This is a genomic window from Bifidobacterium mizhiense, from assembly GCF_020884755.1.
GTDB lineage: Bacteria > Actinomycetota > Actinomycetes > Actinomycetales > Bifidobacteriaceae > Bombiscardovia > Bombiscardovia mizhiensis.
On the sequence record NZ_BPWE01000001.1, the window covers coordinates 741,431 to 757,204 of the forward strand.

Genomic DNA, 15,774 nt, shown 5'->3' on the forward strand with positions numbered 1-15,774 from the left:
GATGAATGCCCGCCGGGGGCATCAGTCGGCGTACTGCTCCAGAATGCCCTTGATCTCGTCCTTGTCCATGAAGTTCTGGACGGTCTCGACCGGGGTGGTGGTCCCCTCCAGCTCGGGCGCCAGCTGGGGCGAGGTCAGCACCAGGTCGTTCATGTTGGCCGTGCCCTTGGCGCTGCCCGCGTCGGAGGTGGTCACGGTCACGTCCATGCCCAGCTCCGACGCCACCTGCTCGACGTTGACCTTGAGCAGGACCGAGGTGCCGATGCCGTTGCCGCATACGCAGAGAATATCCATGAGTTGCTCCTTTGTTCCTTGTTTGCTTTTACTGCTTCTTGTTCACGATTGAAGAATGGCGCGGACCTCGTCAGGGGTGCCGGCCTTGGCCAGCTGCTGGGTCTTCTTCGCGTCGGTCAGAGCACCGGCGATGGCGGACATCACCTGCAGGTGCTCCTGCTCATCCCGTCCGGCCAGACCGATCACCAGGGAGACCGGATCATTGGCCTTGTTGCCGAACTCGACAGGCGTGGACAGCCTTACCCAGCTCAGGCCGGTTCCCAGTACCGCCTCGCTGGGGCGGGAATGGGCCAGAGCCAGACCTGGGGCGATGACGATGTAGGGACCCATCTTCTCGACGGTCTCGATCATCTGGTCCGTGTAGGCATCGGTGGTGAACCCGGAGGCCACCAGCCTGTCGCCCGCCTTGCGGATGGCATCCCGCCAGTCAGTCGCCGGCACATCCAGGGCAAAGGATGTGTCGGGAAGGAAGGCTTGGAAATCCGTCATGTCTGCTCCTTGCTCGTGCTGTTTGACTTGCTCGATTGCACCGGATCCGGTGGATTCGCGTGGATCCGGCCGACTGCTCACCACCCCTGGGGATGATAGAACTCACCGTCCAGAGCCCTGGCGGCCAGCGCCTTGGCCTCGTCCATGGTGTGCTTGGCCAGTTCGGCGCGCACATCATCCAGGGCGACCGGAGTCATGGACAGGCTGGTCACGCCGATGCCGGCCAAAACTACGGCCAGGTCCGGATCGGCAGCAGCCTCGCCGCAGACTCCGACAGGCATGTTATTGGCCTGACCGGCATCAGCGATGAGCTTGATGGCCCTCAAGACGGCAGGATGCCAGGCGGTCTGATAGGAGGCGACCGAACCCAGCGTGCGGTCAGCGGCCAGCGTGTATTGGGTCAGGTCGTTGGTGCCGATGCTGACGAAGTCGGCCACCTTGGCCACCTTGTCGGCCATCAGTGCAATCGAAGGAACCTCGGCCATGACGCCTACGCGCTTGAGCCCCTTGCTCTTGCCCAGACGGACGAAGTAGTCGGCCTCGTGCTCGTCAGCGACCATGGGCGCCATGACCCACAGGTCAGCATCGGTCTCGGCATCGGCCCGGGCCAGGGCCTCCAGCTGATCCTCCAGGACCTGGCTGTGGACCTTCAGCGTGCGCAGACCACGCAGCCCCAGGGCAGGATTGGGCTCGTCGGCCTGGGTCAGGAAGGGAAGAGGCTTGTCGGCACCGGCATCCAGCAGGCGAATGACCACCTTGCGGCCCGGGAAGCGCTCAAGAAGAGCACGGTAGGCCTTGGCCTGCTCCTCGACGCCGGGCGCCTGCTCATTGCCCAGGAAGAGGAACTCCGAGCGGAAGAGTCCAACCCCCTCGGCTCCATACTCCAGGGCCGGATCAGCATCCGCAGGCTTGCCGACATTGGCCAGGAGGGGGATTCTGGTTCCATCCTTGAGCTGGCCGGGATGGCCCCGCAAAGCCTTGGCCTGATCCGCTTCACGACGGGCCTGCTCAGCCTTTTCGATCTGTTCCTGGGTGGGGTCGGCCGTCACCTTGCCGGCCGCGGCATCGACGATGACCGTCTGTCCGTCGGACAGGCCGGCGGCATCCTGGGCGCCCACGACGGCGACGATTCCCCGGGACCTGGCCAGGATGGCGGTGTGGCTGGTCGGACCGCCCTCGATGGTGACGATGGCCAGCACCTTGGTCATGTCCAAGCTGGAAGTGTCGGCCGGAGACAGGTCAGGGGCGACCAGGACGAATGGCTTGTCGCTTTCCGGCACGCCAGGGGCCGGCACGCCGAGCAGATTGGCGATGACACGCTGGCCAACATCATGCAGATCGTTGGCCCGCTCCCCCATGTAGCCGCCGATGGCCTGGAGCTTTCCCTCGAAGTCGGCAAAGGCCTCATAGACGGATCGCTCGGCGGTCTTGCCACCGTCCAGCAGGGATCGGATCGAGGTTTTCAGGGCCGGATCCTGGGCCATCTGCGCCAGAGCAGTCAGTATCGGAGCGGCATCCTTGGCCCCCTGCCCATCCTGAGCGGCCTTGGCGCGCGCAAGCAGATCCCTGTTGACCGATGCCAGGGCGGATTCGACCCTGCTGAATTCAGCATCCGCCGTCAGATTCTCAGGCCTAGTCTCATCACCGGGCACATCCAGTCCGGCCGCCATATGGATAACCGGGCCAACGGCAACGCCGCGGCCAATGCCCACGCCTTGGATCTCCATGTCGCACTCCTTAGTGCCTGGCCACTGCGTGCAGGCCGCCCTTGAGGCAAGCTCCACAACGGCGGTGGAAACGTTCTTTAAGCAACGATGTTCAGTATACACAAATCCATTTGTTTTTCAACGGTAATCGTTTTCTGTAATTCCTTGTTGACGGTGGTAAGATAACCAGCGTATTCATCACTCGACATGCCGGTTCGACAGGATCGGCCATATCTTCAGGAGAGCTGGTCATCATGGCAACAGCACAACGTTCCACCGTCATCACCGACCCGGTCGGCATTCACGCCAGGCCCGCTTCGGAGTTCTCGCAGGCCGCTGCATCCAGCGGATGCAAGGTCACCATAGCCAAGGGCGAGGGCGATCCCGTGGACGCCGGCAGCATTCTGATGGTCATGAGCCTGGGCATCGCCAAGGGCGACAAGGTCACTGTGACCGTCGACGGCGACGAGGCCGAGTCCGTGGCCGATTCCTTGGTCACCAAGCTGACCCAGGCCGAGTAACCCCGCCGCCAGCTGCAACCGACATCCGCGGAGAGATCTTCGAGGGAACCAATGGGACACACGGCGGACAATAAGCCTTCCATCGCCAACGTCGCAGCTCTGGCCGGAGTTTCCACGGCGACTGTGTCCCGCGTCCTTTCCGGCCACAGACGCAAGAATGACGACATCAGTCGCAGGGTCAGAGCCGCGGCCGAGAAGCTCAACTATTCGGCCAACTTTGCTGCCAGCGCGCTCCGCTCGGACCGTAGCAGAACCATAGGGCTGGTTCTGTGCGGCACCTCCGCAGGCCTAGACGGGTCCATCCTGGATCTGCTCAGCAGAAGGCTGACCGAACAGGGTCGCTACCTGCTGGTCATATCCGTCAGGGGCGACCAGGAGCGCGAGGCGGCCATCAGATCCATGGCGGCCCGACAGGTCGAAGGAATCATCGTCGTTCCTTCGCCGGACGACGATCCGGTCGGCATGCCCGCCGACCTGCCATCCGGGCTGCCCATTGTTCAGGTCGGCGGCAGGCCGGTCTCCTACCACACCAGCTGGGTCGGCACGGACCAGGCCGCCTCCATGCGGCTGATCATCGCCCACCTGGCAGAACAGAACGCGCACGCTGTGGCCTATCTGAGCCGCGAACTGAGCACCAGCGCTGCCACCGAGCTCTTCACGACCTTCTCCACCCTGACCAACACCTTGGGAATGACTCCTCAGCCGGACTGGGTCCAGTTCGGTCCATGCAGCATGCAGCGCGGCCACGACGCCGTCATAACCATGCTCAGCGGGGGAAACGACCGTCCCGATGCCATCATCTGCGGGGATGACTCGCTGGCTCTGGGCGCTCTGATGGCCTGCAACCAACTGGGCTTCCGGGTTCCCGACCAAGTCAAGGTGGCCGCCTTCGTGGACAGTCCGGCCTGCCTGGTCAGCAGTCCGACCTTGACCGCAGTCAAGACCCCCCTGGAGGGCATCGTCCAGGAGGCCCTGCGGCTGATCGACGCCAAGGGACAGTCCATTCTGCCATCCCACGTGGCTCTGCCGCCGGCACTGGAGTGCAGGGAATCGACCTGGTCGCCAAGGATCGGCAGCAGCGACATGACCTCGCCAGGCACTTTCGCCTGATGAACCCTTGGGTTTGCACTCAGACCAGCAGGGTGCAGAAAAGAGCCTCGAAGTCCAGGAGCGGCGAACCGTTGGCAGCCAGCCTCCTGCGAGCCCGGGCGATCAGCTGAATGCGGTCGATAGCCCCCTGCCTGGAGAGTCTGACGGACAGATCGGCAATTGCCGCCCGATTCTCCAGATTGACCAAGCCAGCCTTCTCCTCGGCACCGTTCTGCAGGACGCCCACATCACGGTAGACGCTGGCCAGGGTGCTCAGATTGCGGTCCAGCACATCCCGGGTCAGCCTGGTGACCCGCCGACGGACCTGATCCTTGCCCCCCAAGGCGTGGTAGGCCCCGCGCAGCTGCCGGGGAATGCGCTCCTTGTCCCTGAGCCCGTTGATCTGCCGAAACTCCCGCTCGTCCCTGGCCACCTCGTCGTCTACGGTGGCAGTGGCCTGATCACGGGCCGCATCAACCACCCGACCAGCCAGGACCACGGCATCCGAGGCACGCCGCAGACCCAGCAGACCTACCACCAGCTCATCACGGTCGGCCAGAACCTGATCCTTGGTGGCATAGAGACGGGCGATGCCGATGTGTCCCTGAGCCAGACGGGCGGCCTTGGCGGCCAGAGGCCGGTCCACACCCACCTGGTCGGTCAGGAAATCGGCCACAGCAGTGTTGGACGGCACCGCCAGATTGAGCACCCTGGTTCGCGAGCGAATGGTGGGCAGCACATCCTGGGCGCTGGGTGCACATAGGAGCCAGATAGTGTGCTCAGCCGGCTCCTCGATCTCCTTGAGCAGCACATTGGTGGTCCGCTCCAGCATCCGGTCCACGTCTTCAATGATGATGACCCGCCAACGCGAGGTTGAAGGCATCTGCTCCGAGGTCATGATCAGCTCCCTGACCTCGTTGATGCCGATAGTGACCTTGTTGGTGGACAGTATGGTCACATCCGGATGGGTTCCTGCCAGGACCTGCTGAGTGACGCGGGTGGGTTGGTCGCTCAGGCCCTGATCCGGACTGATCAGGGCCGCCGCGAAAGCCCGGGCCAGATTGGAGCGTCCTGATCCAGGAGGGCCGCAGATCAGCCAGGACTGCGCCACCTCGTCATGACCCTGCGCCTGAGCGGCCACCGTCCGCTTGAGCAGATCGACCGTGGGCTGCTGGCCCACAATGGCATCCCAGACGCTCATCGGGTCTTCCGCAGGAGGCGGGACCGGAGCAGCCAGCGAGCCGGGGAATCCGCAGGAATCGAATCGTCGTCAGCATCACCGCCGACTGTTTCCGCGTCCATGGACTGATCGTCCTGCTCGTCATCAGCCTCCGGTGCCTGATCGGACCTATCCGCAGCCTCAGTCCAGTCCGACTCGGCATCCTGCCCGTCGTCCTCATATCCTGCAGTCGATTCGTCATCGTCGGCATCGTCCTGAGCATCGGCATCATCATTTTCATCATCGACCTGTGGCAGATCAGGCTCGCGGCCCTCAATCAGCTTGTCCAAATCATCTTGGATGACCTGCCAGACCTGGTCGATGGACTGGGTGGCGTCGATAACCAGGAACCGGTCAGGCTCCCTCTGAGCCAGTTGCAGGAATGCCTGACGCACATGCTGCTGGAAGTCGTCGCCAGCCGACTCCAGCCGATCGGGTTCATGATCCAGACGTGACTTGGACTGAGACGGATCCGCATCCAGCAGGTAGGTGCGCTTGGGCAACAAACCCTGACTGGCCCACAGGCTCAGCCGACGAATCACGTCCGCCGACAGATCACGGCCTCCGGCCTGATAGGCCACTGAGGAATCCAGGTAGCGGTCGCAGAGCACAATGTCTCCGCGATCCAGAGCCGGACGCACCACCTGGGCCACATGCTCGGCCCGATCCGCTGCATAGAGCAGGGCCTCGGTCCTGGGGGCCAGATCGTCGGAGGCATCAACCACATCAGTGCCACCGGTCACGGCAACCGAGGGAAAAGCAGCCAAGCCATGCAGAACGAGTTCCCGAATGGTCAATCCGACAGGGGTGCCGCCTGGTTCGCGGGTGACTTGGGATCGCAGTCCGCACTCCTGCAGATAGTCGTGTGCTCGTTGAACCTGGGTGGTTTTGCCTGCCCCATCCACACCTTCGAAGGAAATGAACAAACCATCACTCATGCCTGATGCTCCGTACTCTTGGAAGTCTTGGCGGCCTTGGCCTTCTTAGTGGTTTTGCGGGCGCGAGTAGCCGACTTGCGGGCAGTCGACTTTCGTGCGGTCGACTTGCGAGTGGTCCGGCCGCGCCGCTTTGTGGGTCCGGCCGCACGCTTCTCTGCCAGCAGACGGAAGGCCACCTCCGGTTCGATGGACTGGGCCGTGTACTGCTTGGGCAGGGTCCTGTTGGTCTGCCCGTCGGTGATGTAGACACCGTAGAATCCGTCCTTGATGGTGACGGGTTTGCCGCTGTCAGGGTCCGTACCCAGCTCACGAAGAGGAGGCTTGGCCGCGCTCCGGGAACGCCGTCCGTACTTGGGCTGGTCGAAGAGGGCCTTGGCCCCGGACTGGTCAATGGTGAAAATCTGATCCTCGTCGGTCAGCGAACGCGTCTCAGTGCCGCCGTCGGCTTTGGTGGCCGTCAGGTAGGGGCCATAGCGGCCGTTGCTGGCTGTGACGGTGGCCTGGCTGGTTGCTCCCGTCTTGGCATCGGTCAGCTCGATGCTGCCCACTGTCCTGGGCAGGCTGAGCAGCTTTAGAGCATCCTCCAGGGTGACCGTGTCTGGATCCATGGTTTTGAAGAGCGAAGCCATCTTGGGCTTAGGACCTGTTCGCTTGGCCGTCCTTGCAGTCTTAGCGGCAGGTTTCTTCTGTTCGGCCGCTTCCTCTTCTGGGCTGATCAGGGCCACATAGGGCCCGAATCGACCCTTGCGCACCTCAACCCGACCGCCGGTCTCCGGATCCTTGCCCAGCTGACGGGGACCGCCAGCATTGGCAGCGATAAGTTCATGGCCCGCTGCCACAGTCAGCTCGTCCGGAGCCATGGTTGGTGGCAACGAAGCCCGCTTGGGGTTGCCGTCGGCATCCAAGTCGGCCGTATCCTCAAGGTAGGGACCGTAGCGGCCGACCCTCACCTGCAGGCCATCGCCTATCTCGATGGTGTTGATCTTGCGAGCGTCGATGTCTCCCAACTGGGCCACCTGCTCCTGCAAGCCCTGATGGGCCTGGTCAGCGTTCTGAGCGGCGCCAGGGCCCGAGCCGAAGTAGAACCGGGTCAGCCAGTCCTTGCCTCGCTCCTTGCCATGGGCGATCATATCCAGGCCGTTCTCCATCTGCGCCGTGAATTGATAGTCCACATACTTGGGGAAATTGGTCTCCAGCAACCTGACTACCGAAAAGGCCAGCCAGGAAGGGATCAGGGCACGGCCGCGCTCGTAGACGTATCCGCGATCGATGATGGTCGAGATGATGCTGGCATAGGTGGAAGGCCTGCCGATCTCCTTGGCCTCCAGGGTCTTGACCAGGGAGGCCTCGGTGTAACGTGCAGGCGGCTGGGTTTCATGCCCCTCAGGTTCTAGGGAGGCGGCACGAAGCACGTCCCCCTGCTGGACCGGAGGCAGGGAAGAATCCTCATCAGTCTGTTCAGAGCCTGAACCCATGGCTTTGAGGAAGCCAGGGAACTTGATGACGGTGCCTGAAGCCTGGAAGAGGACTGTGCCCTCCTTGCCGGCCTGCGCCGATAGGCGGATAGTGGCTGTGGACCCGGTGGCATCGGCCATCTGCGAGGCCAGAGTGCGCCGCCAGATCAGGGTGTAGAGCTTGAGCTGGTCAGGGGCCAGACGGTCGGCCAGCTCCTGAGGCCTGTGGAAGGTGGAACCGGCTGGCCGGATGCATTCGTGGGCCTCCTGGGCGCCGGCAGTCTTGGTTACATACTGCTTGGACTCGGCCGACAGATATTCGGCCCCGTACTCACGCTCGACCCCCTTGCGGGCAGCAGCAATGGCCTCCTGGGAGAGGGTGACCGAATCGGTACGCATGTAGGTGATGAACCCGTTCTCATAGAGCCCCTGGGCAGCACGCATGGTGGCTCGGGAACTCATGCCCAGTCGGTTGCCTGCCGTCTGCTGCAGGGTAGACGTGGTGAAGGGGGGCTGGGGACGCCGCCGGTAGGGCTTGGTCTCCATACCCGTCACCGTGAAGTCCTGATTCTTCAGCGTCTCAGCCAGGCTTCGGGCGTGCTGCTCGTCCAGCTGCAGGACCTGCTCCTTGACTGCAGCCTGCGTCAGCTGGCCCTTGGAGGTGAAGTCTTTGGAGACCGCCAGCCGTTGCTCCCCCAGGCTGATCATCCGCGCCTGAAAACCGCCTGACGATGCCGATTCCCCTGCATCCTCCTGCACCAGGCGCGCCAGCAGGTCCCAGTAGGAGGCCTTGACAAAGGCCATGCGCTCACGCTCACGCTCCACAATCAGCCGAGTCGCCACAGACTGGACACGCCCGGCGCTCAGCCCCGGACCCACCTTGCGCCAGAGCACCGGTGAAAGCTCATAGCCATAGAGCCGATCCAGGACCCTGCGGGTCTCCTGGGCATCGACCATGTGGGCATCCACGTCCCTGGTGTGCTTGAGCGAATCCTTGATGGCCTCTGGAGTGATCTCATGAAAGACCATACGCTTTACCGGCACCTTGGGTTTGAGGGTCTGCACCAGATGCCAGGCGATGGCCTCCCCCTCGCGATCCTCATCAGTGGCCAGATAGAGCTCGTCGGCGTTCTTCAGCGCCTTCTTGAGCTCGGACACCGTGTGCTTCTTCTTATCATCCACGATGTAGTAAGGCTTGAAACCATCGTTCACGTCTACGCCGAACTTGCCGTAGGCCTTCTTCTGGGAGGCCGGGACCTGCGATGGCTGGGCCAGGTCGCGGATATGGCCCACCGAGGCCATGACCGTGTAGCCCTTGCCCAGGTACCCGCCGATCTTCTTTGCCTTGGTTGGCGACTCAACAATGACGAGCTTATTGCCGGATGCCATGGCCTCTCCTTATATTGTGGTCTTTCGCACGCCATCTTACTCACGAGGTTCCGTCACCATGCAAATCAAGGGGTCATTGTGCATGGGTGTGGATCCCTGGGGTCCATGGTGGATGAATCAGAGACGTTCAGTATGCTCAGCGACTGACTTCAGTCATTTTGAGGAGGAGCCGGGGGCCGACCGACAAGGCCCATTCTGGTAAGTGGCGAGGCCGTAATCTGCCTCAGCGCCAAAACCAGCCCCAAGGTCAGCGACAGAAGGGAGGCCATCATTATGACGGCCGAGCAATGAACCCCGTAGGCCGTCCACCGGGCGCCGATCTCCAGGCCAGGGCTGACCTGCCAAATGATATAGCAGGCATAGAGCATCCCCAGGAACCCTGCTACCAGCATCAAGGTGGCGACAATCTGGATCGAAGCCGAGGACATCCTGGTTCCAGGAACGTCCATCCCGGTGCCACGAGTGACGGCCAGAGCAATAAGACAGAGACCGACCGGAATAAGCATGCCCATGACCACGTCTGAGGGTCGGTGCCAACCTCCCTGCACCAGCGAGCAGCCCACAGACAGGTCAAAGGCGAACCCCACTAAGGTGACCGGAGCCTTCCAAACACGCGGCACCACACAGAGCAGGGCCAGGACCACCGCCAGAGCCAGGATGGTGTGACCTGAGGGGGCAGAATTGGCTGTGGAAGCCTGAGAATGGATCAACACCGGGCGAGGCAGGAAGCGCTTGAGTATACGCGCCGCCCCGTAGACCACCAGAGCATAAACGGCAATTTGTCCAAGCAGCCACCACCGGCGCCTGACCAGAACAACCGCCAGGGCTACAAGGCCCAGCACCACGCAGATCACCACAGTCACATAAGGCATGGCGAACAGTCCCAGGTAAGCCTCGAGAAGGGGCGTCTGATCAAGGAAACCGCGGAAGTTGGTCAGGGCCATGTCATCATAGGTCTGCCCGGGCACAGTCCACACAGCTGCCCACCAGACCAGAGCCGCCAGACCCAGACAGGCCAGGCCAGCGACCAGGCACAGAACCAAGGCTGAAATCCGGGGGCGAGACGTCAAAGGATCCCGGTCAACATGGCTGCCGTCCGCTTCGGTTTGCTCATTCGGAGCCCGGTACCAGGCTTCCTGTGCTTCGCCCTGCTTGTGCTTGTTGGTCATACCTCAAGACTCTAACCAACCCCTGGGTCGACAGCCGACACCTGGTCCGACGAACGCGTTGTTTTCACGACTGCAACCAACCCAGGCAGGACATCTATGAAAAACTCCCACGCACCCGCCAGAGGCCACTTACCCTTGCTGCATTCCTGCCCTGGGGGGATTGGGTGACATAACGCCACGTGAGAGCAAGTCACCATGATAGCAGACAGACTCCACTTGTCCACTGAAAAGCACCGAGCCCTCCATGCCAGGTGCGCATTGAGTCGACATCACCGCCCGCCGTTTCCCCAACCAGGCCCGTCCGCTAGCATGTAAACAACAGGATCGCCGTACTCCAGCGGTTGATCACGGATCATGCCGGACCCTGACAACAGACAATAGGCACCCGGCATCACAGCGACAAGGGATGGGTGGCTGAAGGCGAATGGCCGACATGGATGCTGATTTGGTGATTGTAGGCGCTGGCTTGTTTGGCCTGACCGTGGCCCAGCAGGCGGTCGAGCACAGTGGAGCCCGGGTGCGGGTCATCGACGTGCGCGACCACATCGGCGGCAACGCTTACTCCTACATGGACGAGGAGACCGGGGCCGAAATTCACAAGTACGGTGCACACCTCTTCCACACCTCCAACCGCAAGGTCTGGGAGTACGTCAATCGCTTCACCGAGTTCACCGACTACACCCATCGGGTCTACACCACCCACAAGGGCGAGGTCTATCCCCTACCCATAAACCTGGGCACCATCAACCAGTTCTTCCACGCCCACTACACCCCCCAGCAGGCTCGGGAACTGATCCGGGAGCAGGCTGGCGAACTTGCCGGAACCGACCCGGGCAACCTGAACGACCAGGGGATCAGCCTGATCGGCCGCCCCCTCTATGAGGCCTTCATCAAGAACTACACGGCCAAGCAGTGGCAGACCGACCCCTCCCAGCTGCCCGCCTCCATCATCAAGCGGCTGCCGGTGCGATTCAACTACGACAACCATTACTTCAAGGACACCTGGGAGGGCCTGCCCAAGGACGGCTACACGGCCTGGTTCGAGCGAATGATCGACGATCCGCGCATCCAGGTGAGCCTGAAGACTGACTTCTTCGACGACTCCCAGCCCTGGAACCGGGATGCTCTGGTGGGGCAGGTCCCCGTGGTCTACACGGGCCCGGTCGACCGCTACTTCGACTACCGCCTGGGCGAACTCAAGTGGCGGACCGTGGACTTCAAGGAGCGCCGCTATGACGAGGACGACCATTTCGGCTGCCCGGTCATGAACTTCTCGGATCCTGACGTGCCCTACACCCGCGCCATCGAGTTCAAGAACTTCAACCCCGAGCGCTACGACCGGCAGAACCATGAGCGCACCGTGGTCTGGGAGGAGTACAGCCGATTCGCCGGTAAGGGCGACGAACCCTACTACCCCATCAACACGGGCGATGACCGCGCCCTCTACGCCCAGTACAAGCAGCTGGCCGCTCAGCAGCCGAAAGTGGTCTTCGGCGGCCGCTTGGGTACCTACGCCTACTACGACATGCACCAGGTCATCAATTCAGCCCTGGATGCCTGGGACAAGCGGATCGCTCCCCTGGTAGGCCATACCAAAGACTGAAACCCTGATTGCGCTCCTGACGATCTTCCAGGGGCAATTCAGAGGGAATTCTTGAAGGGAGCCTGGGACTGAAGAGTCCAGCGTCAGGTTGAGCAAGCAAATCCGAAGCCACTGTTCCGGTCAGAATACAAAGAGGCCGACCGCCTATGAAAAGCGACCGGCCTCTTTCCAGACCAAGCATCTGCCATTCATGCCTCCGGGGCAACCTTGGAAGAGGCGCGCCAGACATCAATCAGGCAGAATCTGCAGGCTCAGGCGTGCCAGACGTCCTTGCCGTTCTCCTTGGCGGCCTTGACATCGGCATCCAGGGCGCTCTCGTCGCCCTCCACCTTGCCGGCGATGTAATCTTCGACCAGCTGGCGGGCCTCGTTGTCTTCATGCTGGACAGCGGGGGACTTCATGAAGTAGGAGCTGGGCGCCAGCACAGGGCCGGCCAGATGGCGGTCCAGGGCGATCTTGGCGGCACGCAGGGCATCGATGACGATGCCGGCCGAGTTCGGCGAATCCCAGACCTCCAGCTTGTACTCCAGATTCAGCGGGACATCACCGAAGGTGGTGCCCTCCAGGCGCACAAAGGCCAGCTTGCGATCATCCAGCCAGGCCACATAGTCGGAGGGCCCGATGTGGACGTTGTGGGGATCCATATCGTGAGGAACGATGGAGGTGACCGCACGGGTCTTGGAAACCTTCTTGGACTCCAGACGAGAGCGCTGCAGCATGTTCATGAAGTCCATGTTGCCGCCCACGTTCAGCTGGTAGGTGCGGTCCAGGCGCACGCCGCGATCCTCGAAGAGACGAGCCATGACCCTGTGGGTGATGGTAGCGCCAACCTGGCTCTTGATGTCGTCGCCCACGATGGGCAGGCCGGCATCGCGGAACTTCTGGGCCCACTCGGGGTCGGAGGCGATGAAGACAGGCAGGCAGTTGACGAAGGCGCACCCGGCCTCGATGGCGGCGGTCGCGTAGGCCTTGTCAGCCTGCTCAGAGCCGACGGGCAGGTAGGAGACCAGCACGTCGACCTTCTTGTCACGCAGAACCTGGGCCACATCCACGGGCTCGGCATCCGACTCGGTGATCATCTTGCTGTAGTACTCGCCCAGTCCATCGCCGGTCGGCCCGCGCAGGACCTCCACGCCCTTGTTGGGAACGTCGCAGAACTTGTAGGTGTTGTTCTGCGAGGCGAAAATGGCCTCGCTCAGGTCCTTGCCGACCTTGAGGGAATCCACGTCGAAGGCGGTCACGAACTCCACGTCACGAATGCGGTAGCCTCCGAAGTTGGCGTGCATGATGCCGGGGATCTTGTCATCATCCTTGGCGTCCTTGTAATATTCGACTCCCTGTACCAGCGAGGAAGCGCAGTTGCCCACGCCCGCTATAGCTACACGGATGCTCATACAAACTCCTCTGATTTACTGAGTTATTTCCAACCTAAGCATACCTTCTCCCGGTGGATTGCATGGTGGAATAGAGCCTCATATGCGTGCCAGCTGGCAGGACAGACCTCCAGGGAGGGCACAAACGTACGAAAATGATGAACGTTCAGCCCTAGGTCGAACAGTTTTCAGCCCTGCCGGATAGCGTGGTTGGCATGGCCAATCAGACTCGTTCAGTCAGTTCGACCTCGCCCACCCGCAGGGCCCAGTCCGGGTCGCGCGGGGGCGGCAATCGCACCGACATCCCCACCTCGCGGCATGCCGACCGGAACCCCCGGGGTAACGGACCCCGCCGGGGACGACGTCGCAAGTCACATCGTGTGCTTAAGTGGATCCTGGCCCTGTTGGGACTGGTGCTGGTCGCCGGGGCGGCGGCCTTCGCCTACCTGTATCTGACCACCGAGATCATCCCACCGGAGAAGCAGGCCCTGGCGCAAAAGACCACGGTCTACTATGCGGACGGCACCACCCCCATCGGAACCTACGCCGACCAGAATCGCGAAATCATCGACTGCACGGTCCTTCCCAAGTATGTGGGCAATGCGGTGGTCGCCTCGGAGAACCGTTCCTTCTATAAGGACAACGGCATCGACCTCAAGGGCATCGGCCGAGCCCTGCTCAACAACGTGACCAAGGGCACCCGGCAGGGCGGATCCACCATCACCCAGCAGTACGCCGAGCGCTACTATCTGGGCGAGACCACCTCATACAAGGGCAAGCTGCGCGAGGCCATCCTCTCCCTGAAGATCTCCAGGACCGAGAATAAGGACACGGTCCTGTGCAACTATATGAACACCATCTACTTCGGCCGCGGCGCCTACGGGATCCAGGCCGCCGCCCAGAATTACTTCGGCAAGGACGCCAAGGACCTGACCATGCCCGAGTCGGCCATGCTGGCCGGCATCATCCCCGCCCCGGCCTCCTGGGATCCGGCGATCAACCCCAAGCAGGCCGAATCGCGCTTTCACCGGGTGCTGGGCATCATGGAGGAGGACCACTACATCAGCCATAAGGACCGGGTCGGCGCCCAGATGCCGCAGACCATCAAGTACTCGCCGGAGAACGTCTACCAGGGACCCAACGGCTACCTGCTGCGTATGGTCCGCAACGAGTTGTCCTCCGGCAAAAAGGCCCCCTTCACCGCAGACGACCTGGACACGGGCGGCTACCGGATCATCACCACCATTCAGAAAGACAAACAGGATCTGATGTTCCAGGTGGCCAGTCCAACCACCGGCAACAAGCACCAGCCACCCACCCTGCAGACCGGAGGACTCTCGGTCGACCCCAAGACCGGTGCCATCATCTCTTTGTATGCGGGGGACGATTATCTGACCCACCAGCTCAACAATGTGGACCAGGCCACCTTCCAAGTGGGTTCGACCATGAAGGCCTACACCCTGTTAGGAGCCATCCAGGATGGGGTCAGCCTCAACACGGTCTTCAACGGCAACTCTCCACGCACCTTCTCCAGTGTGGGCAAATCCGTTGCCAACGCCGGGCAGGTCAGCTACGGGTACATCAACCTCTACTCGGCCTTCGCCAACTCGGTCAATACGGTATTCATGGATCTGGGCGAGCACGTCACCTCGCAGAAGACGGCCCAGCTGGCCCACACGGCCGGCATTACCGGCAAGATCGACGACACGACCACCTTCGACACTCTGGGTCTGGACGCTCTTTCGGTCTATGACGTGACCCAGGGCTACGCCACTCTGGCCAACGGAGGCAAGCGACCCCTGCTGCATTTGGTGGCCCAGGTCAAGGACGCCAAGGATCAGGAGCTCTACACCGCGGCCATCCAGTCGGACCAGGTCTTCAATGCCGACCAGGTCGCCCTGCTGCAGAAGGCCATGACCACCACGGTTCAGTACGGCACCGCCTCTTACGCGCGTTCCCTGGGCCGGCCCATCGCCGGCAAGACAGGTACAGCCAACGACCAGACAGCCATCTCCTTCATCGGATTCACCCCCTCGCTTCTGACCACCTTCGCCGTCTGGAACCAAGGACAGGATGGCAGTGCCCTCAAGGTGCCTGATGTCTATCAGAATGAGTTCTATCCGGTCCAGCTGTTCACCCAGTACATGAAGTCGGCCCTGGGTAACAGCCCGGTGGAGCGGTTCCCCGCGGCCGAGGACCATGGCAAGATCGGCGGACCGGACGGCAGCTGGGGCACCGGGTACAAGCAGAGCTACTCCTATACGCCCAAGCGCAACTACAACTACGGATACGCACCTCAGCAACGCACCCAGCAGCAGACCATCCCGCAGGAAGAGTCAGGAGCCGGCAGCGGCTCGGGTTCAGGCAATGGGGGCGGGGCCGAGGGCGGCAACAGCGGAACCACCGAGGGCAACTCCGAGTCAGAGTCATCCCAGCAGTAAACCGATCATGACAAACCGGTCCGATCCGAACGAATCAGTTGCGTTCGGATCGGACCGTAAGGCTGGCCGGGGGTTGTGCTTACCCCCAT

The 15,774-nt window shown here is 62.1% G+C and carries 11 protein-coding genes, 1 other RNA gene and 1 pseudogene; 4 read left to right on the forward strand and 9 right to left on the reverse strand.

Annotation, left to right across the window (positions count from 1 at the left end):
• Nucleotides 1-21: 21 nt before the first annotated feature.
• The 3 genes from LPC22_RS03165 to ptsP form a co-directional block, all read right to left on the reverse strand.
• Nucleotides 22-294: a PTS sugar transporter subunit IIB gene (locus LPC22_RS03165; RefSeq protein WP_024626949.1), complete on the reverse strand. Its 273-nt coding sequence runs from the start codon at nt 292-294 to the stop codon at nt 22-24.
• Nucleotides 295-336: 42 nt separating this feature from the next.
• Nucleotides 337-783, reverse strand: coding sequence for a PTS sugar transporter subunit IIA (locus LPC22_RS03170; protein ID WP_121914979.1), 447 nt, complete (start codon nt 781-783; stop codon nt 337-339).
• 77 nt (nt 784-860) lie between these two features.
• Nucleotides 861-2,510 carry a phosphoenolpyruvate--protein phosphotransferase gene (ptsP, locus tag LPC22_RS03175; protein WP_229132030.1) on the reverse strand — a complete coding sequence of 550 codons (1,650 nt, stop codon included), beginning with the start codon at nt 2,508-2,510 and terminating at the stop codon, nt 861-863.
• 233 nt (nt 2,511-2,743) lie between these two features.
• Between ptsP and LPC22_RS03180 the strand changes: the two genes are divergently transcribed.
• Together LPC22_RS03180 and LPC22_RS03185 are read left to right on the forward strand one after the other, a co-directional pair.
• Nucleotides 2,744-3,010, forward strand: a complete 267-nt coding sequence (locus tag LPC22_RS03180) for an HPr family phosphocarrier protein (protein WP_229132033.1) — start codon at nt 2,744-2,746, stop codon at nt 3,008-3,010.
• Nucleotides 3,011-3,061: 51 nt separating this feature from the next.
• On the forward strand, nt 3,062-4,120 hold the full coding sequence (locus tag LPC22_RS03185; RefSeq protein ID WP_229132035.1) for a LacI family DNA-binding transcriptional regulator: 1,059 nt from the start codon (nt 3,062-3,064) through the stop codon (nt 4,118-4,120).
• A 19-nt stretch (nt 4,121-4,139) separates the two neighbouring features.
• Here the strand turns inward: LPC22_RS03185 and LPC22_RS03190 are convergent, their stop codons facing one another.
• The 5 genes and pseudogenes from LPC22_RS03190 to ffs form a co-directional block, all read right to left on the reverse strand.
• On the reverse strand, nt 4,140-5,300 hold the full coding sequence (locus LPC22_RS03190; RefSeq protein WP_045924934.1) for a DNA polymerase III subunit delta': 1,161 nt from the start codon (nt 5,298-5,300) through the stop codon (nt 4,140-4,142).
• Nucleotides 5,301-5,602: 302 nt separating this feature from the next.
• Nucleotides 5,603-6,256: pseudogene (gene tmk, locus LPC22_RS03195) on the reverse strand (dTMP kinase); the annotation flags it as partial.
• A complete protein-coding gene (topA, locus tag LPC22_RS03200) occupies nt 6,253-9,099 on the reverse strand; it encodes a type I DNA topoisomerase (RefSeq protein WP_229132036.1) in 2,847 nt (948 codons plus the stop codon). The gene topA and the pseudogene tmk, both read right to left, overlap by 4 nt.
• Nucleotides 9,100-9,248: 149 nt before the next feature.
• Nucleotides 9,249-10,268, reverse strand: a complete 1,020-nt coding sequence (locus LPC22_RS03205) for a phosphatase PAP2 family protein (RefSeq protein ID WP_229132038.1) — start codon at nt 10,266-10,268, stop codon at nt 9,249-9,251.
• Nucleotides 10,269-10,366: 98 nt separating this feature from the next.
• Nucleotides 10,367-10,457, reverse strand: an RNA gene (gene ffs, locus LPC22_RS03210) — signal recognition particle sRNA small type.
• A gap of 235 nt (nt 10,458-10,692) precedes the next feature.
• Here ffs and glf point away from each other — a divergent pair.
• Nucleotides 10,693-11,871: a UDP-galactopyranose mutase gene (glf, locus tag LPC22_RS03215; RefSeq protein WP_229132041.1), complete on the forward strand. Its 1,179-nt coding sequence runs from the start codon at nt 10,693-10,695 to the stop codon at nt 11,869-11,871.
• A gap of 251 nt (nt 11,872-12,122) precedes the next feature.
• Here the strand turns inward: glf and LPC22_RS03220 are convergent, their stop codons facing one another.
• Complete coding sequence (locus LPC22_RS03220; protein WP_024626959.1) at nt 12,123-13,265, reverse strand: inositol-3-phosphate synthase; 1,143 nt, start codon at nt 13,263-13,265, stop codon at nt 12,123-12,125.
• A gap of 194 nt (nt 13,266-13,459) precedes the next feature.
• On the opposite strand from LPC22_RS03220, the gene LPC22_RS03225 reads away from it, so the two are divergent.
• Nucleotides 13,460-15,685, forward strand: a complete 2,226-nt coding sequence (locus tag LPC22_RS03225) for a transglycosylase domain-containing protein (RefSeq protein ID WP_229132043.1) — start codon at nt 13,460-13,462, stop codon at nt 15,683-15,685.
• The last annotated feature ends 89 nt before the right edge of the window (nt 15,686-15,774 follow it).